At 66.3% G+C, this 13,203-nt stretch carries 10 protein-coding genes; 6 read left to right on the top strand and 4 right to left on the bottom strand.

What is annotated here, in order from left to right; translation table 11 throughout:
- Positions 1-15: 15 nt before the first annotated feature.
- Entirely contained in the window at positions 16-471 is a 456-nt protein-coding gene (locus tag ON19_RS42660; protein WP_043703714.1) for a hypothetical protein, read from the top strand.
- Between the two features lie 232 nt (positions 472-703).
- On the opposite strand, the gene ON19_RS36660 is transcribed toward ON19_RS42660, so the two are convergent.
- Entirely contained in the window at positions 704-2,032 is a 1,329-nt protein-coding gene (locus ON19_RS36660; protein WP_157230050.1) for a hypothetical protein, read from the bottom strand.
- Between the two features lie 2 nt (positions 2,033-2,034).
- Positions 2,035-4,707, bottom strand: coding sequence for an ATP-binding protein (locus ON19_RS36655; protein WP_169334256.1), 2,673 nt, complete (start codon positions 4,705-4,707; stop codon positions 2,035-2,037).
- A gap of 507 nt (positions 4,708-5,214) precedes the next feature.
- On the opposite strand from ON19_RS36655, the gene ON19_RS36650 reads away from it, so the two are divergent.
- The 5 genes from ON19_RS36650 to ON19_RS36630 all read left to right on the top strand — a co-directional run bounded on the left by ON19_RS36650 (position 5,215) and on the right by ON19_RS36630 (position 11,168).
- Complete coding sequence (locus ON19_RS36650) at positions 5,215-6,021, top strand: SAM-dependent methyltransferase (protein WP_043703708.1); 807 nt, start codon at positions 5,215-5,217, stop codon at positions 6,019-6,021.
- Between the two features lie 324 nt (positions 6,022-6,345).
- Positions 6,346-7,443 carry a cytochrome P450 family protein gene (locus ON19_RS36645; RefSeq protein ID WP_157230049.1) on the top strand — a complete coding sequence of 366 codons (1,098 nt, stop codon included), beginning with the start codon at positions 6,346-6,348 and terminating at the stop codon, positions 7,441-7,443.
- A 12-nt stretch (positions 7,444-7,455) separates the two neighbouring features.
- A complete protein-coding gene (locus tag ON19_RS36640) occupies positions 7,456-8,715 on the top strand; it encodes a cytochrome P450 family protein (RefSeq protein ID WP_051169706.1) in 1,260 nt (419 codons plus the stop codon).
- An 8-nt stretch (positions 8,716-8,723) separates the two neighbouring features.
- Positions 8,724-9,107: a hypothetical protein gene (locus tag ON19_RS36635; protein ID WP_043703696.1), complete on the top strand. Its 384-nt coding sequence runs from the start codon at positions 8,724-8,726 to the stop codon at positions 9,105-9,107.
- 150 nt (positions 9,108-9,257) lie between these two features.
- Positions 9,258-11,168, top strand: coding sequence for an acyl-CoA dehydrogenase family protein (locus tag ON19_RS36630; protein ID WP_083899929.1), 1,911 nt, complete (start codon positions 9,258-9,260; stop codon positions 11,166-11,168).
- Positions 11,169-11,419: 251 nt separating this feature from the next.
- Here the strand turns inward: ON19_RS36630 and ON19_RS36625 are convergent, their stop codons facing one another.
- Positions 11,420-11,995, bottom strand: coding sequence for an HD domain-containing protein (locus ON19_RS36625; protein ID WP_051169705.1), 576 nt, complete (start codon positions 11,993-11,995; stop codon positions 11,420-11,422).
- Between the two features lie 15 nt (positions 11,996-12,010).
- Positions 12,011-13,126: a helix-turn-helix domain-containing protein gene (locus ON19_RS36620; RefSeq protein WP_051169704.1), complete on the bottom strand. Its 1,116-nt coding sequence runs from the start codon at positions 13,124-13,126 to the stop codon at positions 12,011-12,013.
- Between the last annotated feature and the right edge of the window lie 77 nt (positions 13,127-13,203).

The following is a 13,203-nucleotide window of genomic DNA, read 5'->3' as shown; positions in this document are numbered from 1 at the left end:
GAGAAGGAGCGATCGATGCTGCCGACCGACGCCTCGTCCGTCACCGGGCGCGCGCTGCAGGACTTCGATGCTCCCATGTACACGCTTGATGAAAAGCAGTTCGTTATCACGCTGCTGCGGTTGTTCTTCGGCCCCGCGAAGGGGGCAGTGCAGGATGTCTCGAGCCCAAGCGCGCTCCGGGAGCTCGGGGCACTCCTGCGAACTCCGGGCGAGCGTTTCGAGATCCTCGAGCGTGACACATCCCTGCCTGCCGGCTACTTCTCTGGTTCATCGCCGCGCGCTGCGGGCCTGTACGGTGCGAAGCTCGAAGCCCTGCCTCACCCGTCCAAGTACTTTATATACGGGGGCCCGCTGAACCTCACCTGTTACGTTGGGCCCGATTTCCTCCACGGTGTTCCCGATGCTGTGACGATCAATTGCGTCCTCCTGAACTTGAGATTCGAACCCACCGAATCCCACACACTTCGATAGGTCGATGCCGCGACCTCGTACACCACCAGGGTGACCGCAACACCCGAGGCCCGCAGCTCTCGCGCCAGCGCGACCGCGCGTTCCAACTCGGGACGGCGGGAAGCTCGGGTGGAGATCTTTTCACCGAACACCCGCGTAACCCCGGGAGTACTTCTACTGCACGCTCGACACGTAACCAACTCCTCCGACATGGGTTGACAGGCCGGGCTAGGCGGTTGTCCCGTCTGATCGTTCAGTCCGGGGCGGGAACTCCGCGCAGCTCACCTGTGGAGGCGCGGGCCAGGTACCGTTCACGGGCGGTGGGTGAGCTCAATGCCAGCGCGCCCGAGATCCAGGCACGGTCTTCCCGGATGCGGGTCTGTTCGTTCAAGGGCCTGGCTAGTGGGCGTATTGCGGTGCCTGCCGGATCGCTGTCGTAGGGGTACGCACCCCAGGTGGCGGCTTCGCTGCGCGAGGGGTGACACCACAACGCGGCCATGAGCTGGTGGATGAGTGGGCGCGAATCCTCGCTCGGGAGCTTGGCAAGCTGTTCGGCGAAGGCGTAGAGCGTTGCACGATAGGTCGGCAGGCCCCATGCCTCGGCCGCGGGATTGCCCGGTGTCCGCAGGACTGGTTCGATCTGTCCTGCTGGGGTTCTGTTGTATCCGGTGACGATTCCATGGTCGCCCATGCAGAACGTTTCGATGAGGAAAGGTGCGTCGGGTACCCGCCATTGCAGGCCGTCGCCGGTGGCGGTGTTGTACATATACGCCGCGACTCGGTCGAGGTCAGCCGGGTCGACCGCGCCGCGCGGTTCGTACCCCCACAGCAGGGCGTGCGGGCGCTGCTGTACGTCGGTGCGGCAGGCGCGCAGCAGAGAATTGATCATGCGACCGGTCCATCCAGCATCGACCAATCCGGTCCGGCGGTCGAGGAGAAGATGCTCGGCGGCGTAGTCCACAAGCATGCGCCGGGCTTGGTTGATGCGGTCCGCAACAACGTCCGTGATCTGCGGTGTGCGCAGGAATCGTCGCATCGCCTCGGCTTGTCGAGGGCGGTCGGCTCGGGCATCGGGATCCAGGGAAACGCCAGCGGCTGCCAGCGGCTTTGTGTAGTAGTCGAGTGGAAGGCCGAGCCGTGCGCACAGGTCGTGGGCGTTGGATTTCATGAAGCTGTTGAACAGCCATGCTTCCTCATCGAGCCGGGTGGGGTCGCTGGCGGCCAGGCTCCAGGTCAGGCGGCTGCTGTAGACGTACTCCACGTCGATTTCCATGTCGAGCAGGGACGTCAGCCGTCGGGTCAGTTCGTAGAAGATCTGTCCGTCGCGGGAGAGGAAACGCAGCCGGGCCAGGCCTCGCCGCTCGGCTTCGCGCAGCATCCACACGACCGCACCGACGAGCGCCGGTGCGGCCACACCGGCCGCGACATCCCGGATGACCCGCTGGTGGATGTCGGTCGCCGGAACGAGTGAGCGCGCGGCCTGGCTGGCGTCGCGGAACAGGGCGGCAGTGCCATCCGGGTCTCGGGAGAGGTCGAGCATGATCCGCTCGTAGCGGGTCTGGCCGACAGGGGGCTGGGGCATCGTCACCATTCTTTCAACACCATCTCGACGACGTCGGGGTCGGTGATTCCGCGGCGGTGGCAGATCGTCAGTGCTTCCTTCATCTCCGGCTCCGGGTCCTCTCCTCGGCATTGCGCCAGCCGGGCGAGGCTGGCGTGGACGCGGGCGATCCACAGCTCGTCACCGAGGTTGGTGAACAGGCTGTGGGCGTCGACCAAGGCGATGGTGGCGGTGTCGTAATCACCGACGTCGCGGCAGAGTATGCCGAGTTGGCGTTGCGCGCGTGCTTGGGCGGGACGGTCGCCGGTGGTGCGGTAGATGATGTCGAAAGCGGTGTCGAGGGCGTGGTGGGCTTGGTCGTAGGCGCCGTTGACGCGGTGCAGGTCGGTCAGGCTCAGCTGGCAGCGGGCGATCCAGCGGTGATCAGCGATCGATTCGAAGATAGCTAAGGCGCGGGTGAGGTCGGCGGCCGCGTGCGCGCGGTTTCCGGCGAGACGATGGGCGTCGCCTCGATTGCGGAGGGTGACCGCGGTCCCTCGGCGGTCGGCGAGCCGATCGAACAGCGACAACGATTCCTCGAACAGCCCCAGTGCGTGGTCGAGGTTGCCGGTGTTGCGGTGGACGACCGCGATATGCCGCAGGGTGCGCGCTCGCCAGCGCTGGTCATCGAATTCCTCGAACACTGGGAGTGCCTGTTCGAACAGGCGCAGGGCCTCGGGGTTGTTCCACTGCTCGCGGTGCACCAGGCCGTAGCGGACAAGGGTGCGAGCGTGGTCGAGTTCGTCGCCGAGATTTCTGTAGATGGTGAGGCTTTCGGTGAAGTAGCGGCCGGCTTCGGCGAAGCGGGACAGACCGCGGCTGGCGTCGCCGAGGCCGTTGAGGACACCGGCGACGGATCGGTCGTCGGACTCGCATTGCGCGGTCAGCAGCGAGGCGGAGAACGCGTCGAGGGCATCATCGAGACGGCCCTGATAGCGGCGGGTGTCACCGATCAGTTTCATCGTGGCTGCCCACCGGCGCTGATCGGCCAGGCTCCGGAAGACGGCGGCTGCGCGGGTCAGCATCGTGGCGGCTTCCTCAAAGCGGCCCAGTTCCCGGTAGAGCGCACCGAGACTACGCAGGATGACCGCTTCGCCGTAGCCGTCGGTGACGATCTTGCCGGCGGCGTCCAGGGCCAGCTCGTGGGTGTGGGCCCATGCTTGCCAGTCCGCGCGCCACTCGAACATCGCTGAGAGTGCGGCGGCCAGCTGCCAGGTCTGCTCCCACAATCCGAGGTGGTGGGCAAGTTCAACGCCGACAACGAGATTGGGCTGCTCGACGGTAAACCATCGCCGGGGGGCGGCGCGGGCGATCTCGACCGCGGCGGTTCGGTCGGCGCCGTCGGGGTTGTAGATGTCGGGGTCGGCTCCGGGGTGCAGGATCGAGGCAGCAGCGGTGACTGCGGTGGCGTAGTCGACGACGAGCCGTCGCGCGGCGTTGCGGCGCGCATCGTCGGTGTCGTGGCGGGCGGAGCATTCGCGGGCGAAGACGCGGACGAGATCGTGCAGGCGATATCGAATCGCGCCGGTGGTGTCGATTCCGGCGATCTCGACCAGCTGGGCGTCGGCGAGGTTCTCCAGTAGCTGCTCGGCCTTGTCGAGGTCGGTATCGAACAGAGCGGCGAGATTCCAGGCAGGGAAGCTCGAGGCGGTCAGCGCCAGCATTCTGAACGCGGACTGCTCCTCGGCGCTGCGGCTGTGGTAGCTCAGTGCGAACGAGGCGCGTACTTCCAGATCACCGACCGCGAGGAGGTCGAGGCGTCGGCTCTCATCAGCCAGACGGTCGGCGAACCACGCCACTGTCCAGTTCGGGCGTGACATCAGCCGGGCGCCCGCGATCCGCAGCGCTAGCGGCAGCCCGCCGCACAGCCGCGCGACCTCACCCACCGCATCGGATTCGGTGCCGGCGCGGTCGGCTCCGATGAGCCGCGACAGCAATTCGATGGCCTCGGTTTCGGGGAGCACATCGAGGGGCACGTGCATTCCTCCGAGCGTGGCGATGGGAGCGCGGCTGGTGACCAGGACAGCTGATCCGGCGGTGCCGGGAAGTAAAGGGCGAAGGTGCGTTTCGTCGGCGGCGTTGTCCAGCACGACCAGCACTCGCCGCCCGGCCAGACATGCGCGGTACTTGCGGGCGCGTTCGTCCAGACCTTCGGGAATGTCGCTGCCCTCGACACCGAACTCGCGCAGGAACCCGGCGAGAACATCGGCCGCCGCGACCGGGCTGGTGTGGGTGCCGCCGAGGTCGACATACAGCTGCCCATCGGGATAGGCGTCACGGAGCTGGTGGGCGACGTGGAGGGCCAACGCCGTCTTACCGACACCGGCCGTGCCGGAGATCGCCGCGATCACGACCGCGGCGGTGGACGGGCTCTCCAGCAGACTTACCAATCGCGCGACCTCGTCGCGGTGCCCGGTGAACGCGTCGGTGTCCGGTGGCAGGTGCACCAGCGTGCGAGCAGACAGCAGGACATCATGAGAGGACCTTGGTGGTGTGGCCGGACCGTAGTCGGCGGCCCATCCCAGGGCCACGGGGTTGGTGGAGAACAGCCGTGACAGCAGGTCCTGGTAGTCCCAGCTGGGACGTGCCCCGGCCTCCCATTCCATCCACGAGCGCACGACCAGGCCGCGAGGTTTGAAGTTCTCGCGCCGGCACATCTGATGGAATGCTTCGACGGCCTGGGCGACGGTCCATCCCCAGGCCAGCCGATGCGACTTGAACGCAGAATGCCCGCAGTGAGTCGCAATTTCGGTGGCGATCGCATGCAACGATTCGATGGACGGTTTCTGCCCTTCCCCCTGCTGTGCGACGGTTCTGTCGCGAATACGTCTGGCGCATGTCGGCTCACACGATCGAGCCCTGTTGACGTTCATCCCTCATCCGCCCCTGCCACGTACCGGTGAACAGGACCCACGGTAGTCCGACATCGCCGGGCCCACCGGTCAACCCGGCGCGCGGTGATCATCTCGCAGACAAGATTTCAAGATGAGAGGCCACCTCATCACCGCAGCCGCTCACAGCCCAACAGCTGCCTGAACAGCAGCGATGCGTGCAACGGCCCGCCCGATCAGCGAGGTCTGCTCTCATCTACCGCTGATCGTGCCTGCCCGAGACGCTGATCCTCGCCGCCGTATCGCGGTGGTGGAGCAGCATGAGGGAGGACCATGGTGGCAGAACTCGGTGTCGATGTGCCCCTCATCCGGACAGATATCCCGCAGTCGGCGCGGATCTGGAACTACTGGATGGGCGGCAAGGACTACTACGAGATCGACCGCATCGCAGGCGACGCCGGTATTGAAGTCGACCCCGACATCACCACCATGGCCGTGCAATCACGCCAATTCCTCATCCGCGTAGTGCGCTACCTCGCCCGCGATGCCGGAATACGGCAATTCCTCGACGTCGGAACGGGTTTGCCGACGATGCAGAACACCCACGACGTCGCCCAAACCATCACACCCGAGGCCCGGATCGTCTACGTCGACAACGACCCTCTAGTGCTCACCCACGCACGGGCGCTGCTCACCTCCACCACCTCCGAGGGCGTGGTCACCTACATCGACGCCGACTACCACGACCCCGAGCGGATCATCTCCGACGCCAAGAACGTCCTGAACTTCCACGAGCCGATCGCCGTGATGTTCATGGGCGTGCTCGGCCACGCGAAAACCTACGACGAGCTGCTGCGCATTGTGAACACCGTCATCGATGCCGTCCCGCCGGGCAGCTATCTGGCGATGTGGGACGGCACCGACGACAGCCGCGCGTACGTCACTCTGTGCCAGAACTACACCGGCACCGGCGGCACACCCTATGTCCCGCGTCCCCAGGCACAGCTGAAAGCCGTCTTCGACGGGCTGCAGCTGGTCGAGCCCGGCTTCGTATCCATCACCCAATGGCGCTCGGGTGACCCGGAGGTGGGTGAGGCCCGTCCGATCTCCGCCTACGGGGCGGTCGCTCGCAAGCCGTGACCGGATCCGCAGGTCAACCCATGTCTTCTGAGCGCGACCGGACTGTCGTCGTCGCGAACGCGTCCGCCGGTGAGTTTTCGGATGCTTTCGGGCTATCTGCGGTTCCGGTCGTTCACCGAAGCCCGGTTCGTCCGGCCAGGGCACGACCGGGACGCTCCGACCACGCGGGCGCACAGGCATACCACCCGATCGCGATGAAAGGCGACGCCAGTGACCACCGGGAAGACAGCTGTACCACCTCACCCGCCGGTCGACCTCTCCCGCCTGCCGGTGCCGATATGGGGGCCAGGATTTGCTGCGGATCCGCACGGCGCCTACCAGGCTTTGCGCGCCGACCGTGGGCCGCTAGTTTCCGTTGAGATTGCAGCGGGCGTGACGGCGGTACTGGTCCTTGACCACGACATTGCACGACGGATACTGCCCGATGACGACCATTTCCCAGCCGATCCCCGCGGCTGGCAGCGCACCGTCGGGTCCGACTGTCCAGCGCTGCCGGTTTTGGGCTGGAGACCCGATGCGTTGCGCTCGGATGGCGCCGAGCACATCCGCTACCGGGGCGCGGTGACCGACAGCCTCAAGTGCATCGACCAGTTCGCGCTGCGCCGCGCAACCGAGTTCACGGCGAAGGAACTGATCAACGGTTTCTGCGCGGCCGGCGCGGCCGATCTGCTCCATGACTTCGCTATCCCGCTCACCGTAACCGTCCTGGACCGGCTGCTCGGGCTGCCACCTGAGCCAGCACGACAGGCATTCACCGCGACGGCGGCACCGTCCGACGTAATCGACCCTGCCGCGGCACACCAGTCGCTGATCGAGGCGATGGAGGAGGTGGTGGAGATCAAACGGCGCCGCCTCGGCCCTGATATGACCTCCTCGCTGCTCGAGCACCGCTCAGGTCTGTCCACGGTCGAAGTCGCGCATGCGCTGGCCATGCTGTATGCGCTCGGGAGCGAGCTGACGTGGAACCTGATCGGCATCACCCTGCTGGAAACGATGACCGCCGGTCTGGCGGGTGGCGCGCTCTCGATCCGGGAATTGATCGATGAAGCCCTGTTCGCCGATCCACCGCTGGCGAATGCCTGCCCCCGATTTCCACGGCAGATGCAGATCGTGGACGGCGTGATGCTCCAGCCTCATCGACCGGTGCTGGTCAGCCTGGCAGCGTGCAACGGCTCCGTGAGCGGCGACCGCGGGGGTAACCGTTCTCACCTGGCGTGGGGCGCCGGTAAGCACGCATGCCCAGCCCGGGACGAAGCCCTGATCATCGCCGAGGAAGCCCTCGGCCAGCTGCTCGACGCGTTACCCGACATCCAGCTGGCCATCCCCGCCGACGGACTGCGGTGGCAGCCGAACCCGTTTCTCCGTGCCCTGAAAGCGCTTCCGGTCACCTTCCCCCCATCACCGCCGCTTCCGCTGACATAGGAGTTTTCCGCTGTGGCGCAGCACATCATCGCAGATCCCGGCACGGCAGAGTCTGTGCCGGTCGAGGCGCTCGGGCCCCGGTGGCCGATCTACACCCGCGAATTCGCAGCCGACCCGTGGCGCGCCTACCGAGAGATGCGCGACCGCTACGGGGCGCTGGTGCCGGTCGAGCTCGCCCCGGGCCTGCCCGCGACGCTCGTGATCGACTATCGCACCGCGATCACGATCCTCAACGACCACGAGCACTTCTCCGCCGACCCGCGAGAGTGGCAGCAGAACCTGCAGGGCCGCCATTGGCCGATCCTGCCGATGGTCGAGTACCGGCCGAACGCGTTGCGCAGCAACGGAAGAGAACATGACCGCTACCGCGAGGCCACCAGTGACGCACTGGCCGGGATCAACCAACTCACTCTGCAACACCTCGTGGAACGCACAGCCGGTAGGACCGTCAACACGTTCTGCCGAAATGGCTCGGCCGACCTGCTGAGTCAATACTGCGGGCCGGTGGCATTCGGGGTGGTCACCACCATCCTTGGGTGCACACCCGACCTGGCCGCTCGCCTCGGCGCCGCCTCATCGTCGCTGTTCGACGGCCAGGACGCCGACACCGTTAACCAGATGTTCGACGAGGCACTGCGGGACCTGACCCGGCACAAGCGCGCCGATCCCGGCGCCGACATCGCGTCTCGGCTGGTGCAGCACCGCGCCCGCCTGAGCGACGACGAGATGGTGCAACAGTTGCTGACTATCGTATCGGCCGCGATCGAGGTGCCCCAGAACCTTATCGCCAACACCATGCTGCTGATGCTGACCCAGCGTGAGCGGTTCACCGCCGGCACAGTGAGCAGCTTGCCACCGTCAACCGGCGCGGCCATCGACGAAACCCTGTTCACCAACCCGCCGATGGCCAACTACTGCCTCACCTATCCGCGGCAACCCCAGCGTGTCGGCAGCGTGTGGCTGCCCGCGCACCAGCCTGTTGTCACCAGTATGGCCGCGATCAACACCAGCTCTGAGATCAACACCGGTCACTACGTCGGCAACCGGTCGCACCTGGCCTTTGGGTCCGGCCCGCACGCCTGCCCGGACCCCGCCCGCACACTCACCTACCTGATGGCTGAAGGCGCCATCGACCACCTCCTTGATCTCCTGCCGGAGTTACGACTCGCAGTCGATCCCGCCGCGCTGGCCTGGCGGCCAGGCCCATTCCACCGCGCGCTCACAGCGCTCCCGGTCACGTTCCCCCCAACCGGCCCCCATCACATCCCGTAAGGACAACGGTGACCACCATCGAACCTCCAGCCCCACGCCCGGTCATCGAAACCCACGCCACCGCGTTCTTCGACCACCAACTGGCCACCGTCACGCTGACCGAACCGCAAGCGCGGACTCTCTGCGACATCTTCGAACCCCCGGCCGCATCCGTGGTCCAGTCATGGTTGCGCGACCCCGGCCAGCGCATGGCCGACGAGATCCGCGCGTGGGCTGCCGAAGACCGGCACCACGCCGAACGGTGGGGCGCGGACTTCGCTGAGCTCGCCCGGCTCTGCGAATCTTGGCACCCAGCACAAGCTTTCGCGGTGCTCGACGCGGTCCACCGGTACTCGGTCACGGGCGCTGACCAAGACCTGCCGGGCCGCAAGTCGCTGCCGCCCGGAACCTGAAGGGTCACCCCCGGCACTCGCCGCAACGACAGTCAAATCACCACGGCCCATCACGAAAGAGCACGCAGTTCGAAGCAGTTGTTCGGTGACACGACTCCGGCCACCCGCACCGGGGCACGTCACCGGCGGTACTCCCGAAGGAACACAGCCATGACAACCCATCCCATGGTCAGTGACTGCAGCGAAGAGATCGACACAGACCCCATCACCGAATCGTTGCAGGCGATGGTCTTCGGCCGTCGCCACGCCACCTTTCGCGATATCCGTGATGTGGTTTTCTCGGTCGACGGCCCGATCAGTCTCGGCCTGTCCGACCCGGAGGAAGCCGACTACGGCTACCGGCAGCTGGCGCGGATCGGCGAGGCGTTGGGGGGCTCCTGGGCAGCCCTCGCGCAGGACTTCTGGGCGCAGTCCGCGCTCTACGACGCCTGCATCGTCCGTCACCCGCGCGCGGTGCCGTACCTGTCGCATCTCAGCCTCGGCGTGGGCACGATCCAGAAGCTGGGCAACGGCAGCCGCTACCAGCAGACGCTGCTGGCCGAACTCGACAGCGGTCAGGCGTTCGGAGTGTTGGCCGCGACGGAGCTGGGTGTCGGAACCAACGTGCTCGATGCGCGCACCCTCGCGATCTGGAATCGCGCAGATCGTACCCTGACCCTGCAGTCATCTCCCGATGATGATCCCAGCTCTTGGAAGTGGATGCCGAACATCGCCTCGCGCGCATTCCCGAAAATATTGGTGGTCCTGGCCAGGCTCATTGTGGATGGCCGCGATGAAGGTGTTTTCCCGATCCTCGCGCGGGCACGCACCCGTGACGGCCTTGTCGACGGCGTTGAGGTCGCGTCCCTGCCCACCAGCCGCCTGAGCGCCCCGATGGATCATGCGGCGTTCAGCTTCACCGGTTTGACGGTGCCGGGCGAGGCGCTTCTCGGCGGCGATTGGGCCTACTTCGACGACAGCGGCGACTTCGTCTGCGCGCTTTCACGCCACGCTCGATTCAAGAAGTCGGCCGGGTCGCTGCTGACTGGGCGGATCGCCTACGCCGGTGCCGCGGTCGCCGCGGCCCGCGCCGGGTGGACGCTGGTGCACCGCTACAGCCACCAACGAGAGGTCGACGGCGTACTGCTGGCAGAGCGTGACGAGGTCCAGCGCAAAATGGTCTCCGCGGCCGCGAATCTGATGGCGGTGAGCGCGCTGGTACAACACACACGCGACCACGTCGCCGCCTCCAGTTCCGATCCGGCCGCGGTGACCGCACTGGTGAATCTCACCAAGCCGTTCGCCTCAGAGGTGGCCTGGACCGTGCTGTCCGATGTCGCGATCTCAGTCTGCGGCGCGCAGGCGGTACTCGGCGACAACGCCTTCGGTGACTGGCTGGGCTGCATCGTCGGGATTCGCATCGCCGAGGGCACCAACCCCAGCCTGAAAGCGGCCGTCGGACGTCCGCCCACCCTGGCGATCGCCGCCAGCGCACAGGTGCCTGGCCCGCCGCAGGCACTGTCACTGTGGCATCAGATGCTCCGCGACCGCGAACACGCCGTCATCGCCGCAGCAACGCAAGGCACCGACAGCGGACTGACAGCGATCGGGCCGGACTCGACCGCCACCGACATCTTTCAGATAATCGCCGAACGCCTCACCGCCGACGCCATGGCCGCCGCAGCCGCCGCGATCGAGGACCCCGACGCCCGGACCCTCGCCGAAAATCTCACCACGATCTTCTGCCTGGAACGCATCACCAGCACCAGCAGCACGAGCGGCGGCAACGGCAGCAGCTGGTTTTCCGCCTACCATCCCGACTTCGATCGAGCACGAGCCGTCGACGCACGATGTGAATTGCGCGTCCGATACACCGCGCTGGCTCCGCACCTGGGCAGGATCGCTGTCGCGTTCGATGTGCCACCGTTCCCGTTCGCGCCGGTCGATTCCAACTACCTGACCGAATGGCCGAAACGGCTGACCTGGCAGACCGCAACCACCAGACCGCAAGCCAAACCCTCATGTGTGCGCGCTCAAGGCACTGCGGGACCAGCTGGTATCGCGAGGGTAGGCGAGGCGTGACGCAGCACGGCGCCGCTTATCCGAGGCCGCCTAGAAACTTCGCCTACTTCTACGTGCATGCCGCCGTGGCCTCCCCCCTTCTAGCAGGGTCCTATATCGCGGCTGGAAACGGGCCAGTCCGGTTACAGCGGATCTGCGGTAATCACGGGCGCCTCTCGGCGGCGGCTGATCTCAATGCTGGCTCGGGATGCAGCGACATGCCGTTCGCCGCGTGCCGGGCTGGTAGTGCGGCCGCATTGGGCAAGCTGGAATTACTGTCGCCATCTCAGCGGGGAAGTGGTGAGGGCGGCATCGGCGATGCGTATGGCTGTGGTGGTTTTCAGTGCCGCATACGAATCGGTGATCCATTCCTGCATCAGTGTGTTGCCCGCGGCGCGGTACTCGATGGCCTGGAAAAGGCATTCGAGTTTGTCCGCGTCGCGGGCCGCGACTGCCTCGACGGTGGCTTGGGCCTCGTACTCGCTGACGGTCTGCTGCACGGCGTTTCGCACCGCTTCTGGGAGCCGTTGGACCTGGGCGGCGGTGATGGTTTCGTGGTCGACGAGGGTCATGAACGGTTTGGAAGTCTTGTTGTTGTCGCCGCTGCGGGTTTCTTGGCTGTCGTGCCAGACCGCCATGTGTGCGGCGGTGGCGGGATCGCCGCCTTCACCAGCGGCGATGATGGATGCGAGCTGTGCGGTGCGGCAGGTGTGGTCGGCGACCGATTCAGGATTGGGCACGAGCGCTTGGCGCCAGCCTTTGCGGGGCTCTCGTTTGAGGTTGCCCAGTTCGAAGGCAAACGTAGCGATTTCGGCTGCGGCGTCAGGACCCAGCTGGTGTGCATCCATGGTTGTTCCTCCGGGTCATCGGCTGGACAGTCGTACTGCGTAGGCCACGTTAGCCAGATCCTGGCGGGTCTGGGGCATCAGATCGGTGTCGCTGGACATTCGGTCGATCGCCGTGTGGGTGGCTGCGCGCAGGGTGGGGTGGGCCGCGAGCAGGTGCGGATGGCTGGCGATCAGGTCGGCGAGGGTGTGGGCGTACAGGTCGGCTTGCTTGGCGCCGGGTTGCAGGCGGTCGAGCAGATGCCGCAGCAGCCGCTCGCCCGACCAGGTGCGCGGGTCAGCGCGAATCATGGCGGCGTCGTCGGTGAACACGATGTCGCCGAGATCACCGACCCAATAGGCGTAATAGGTCAGATTCGCCAGCTGTTGGTCTGGGTTATCTCGCAGCCGAGTCAGATAGGCGCGCAGAGGATCTCGGTCGCCGGTAGCGGACAACGCGATGGCCGAGGATCGTACTCGCAACCAGCCGGGCACATCGGTGTGCGAGACCGTATGCAGGGCATGGGTCAGTTCGCCGGCCAACCAGTCGGCGGAGTCGCCGCGGTTGTCGAAACCGAGCAGAAAGATGGCCTGTCGGCGCAGCAGCGCCTCGTCGGGCCATCGACACCGGTCGGCGACCAGGAGCAGATGATCGAAGAACCGCTCACGGTCGATGGTGGAGATGACCGGGCTGGACGGTCGGGGTCCGCGGCCGCGCCGGCCGGTCAGCCCGGCGAGCTGTACGGGCGGGCGGCCGGTGATGGGCCAGGTAATGAGGTTGGCCAGCGTGCGCTGGTGGATGCTGACCGCGAGCGGGTGAGCGTCGGCGTTGATGGTGTGGGGTTCGATGCCAACAGTGTCGCCGATGACGAGGTCGGCTTCGAGAGCGTCGGTGAGCAGCATGATGGCCTGCGATGGTGCTCCATGGCGGGTGAGAAGCATCCGGATGCGGGTCAAATCCCCGGCGCGCAGGTGGGCAAGGGGTCTGCGGCCGCTTTCCCAGCCGTGGACAGTGGAGATGTCCACCCCGAGCCGTTCGGCGAAGTCGGCCTGCGTGAGCTGGGCGGCCTCGCGCAGAAGTTTGAGCAGGAACCCCGACACGGCACCGAAACGCGAACCCTGACCGGGGATCGGTGTTTCGCGGGGCGTGCCCATCGACTGTCCTCTGCGTGTGCGCGACGGCGCCGGGGGAACTCGTACTGCCGGTCAGTTCAGCGACCGGCCTGGCCAGA

Origin of the sequence: Nocardia abscessus NBRC 100374 (assembly GCF_000308455.1) — a bacterium.
GTDB classification, from domain to species: Bacteria; Actinomycetota; Actinomycetes; order Mycobacteriales; family Mycobacteriaceae; genus Nocardia; species Nocardia abscessus.
The sequence above is the reverse complement of the archived record's forward strand: the minus strand, read 5'-3'. Positions and strand labels throughout refer to the sequence as shown.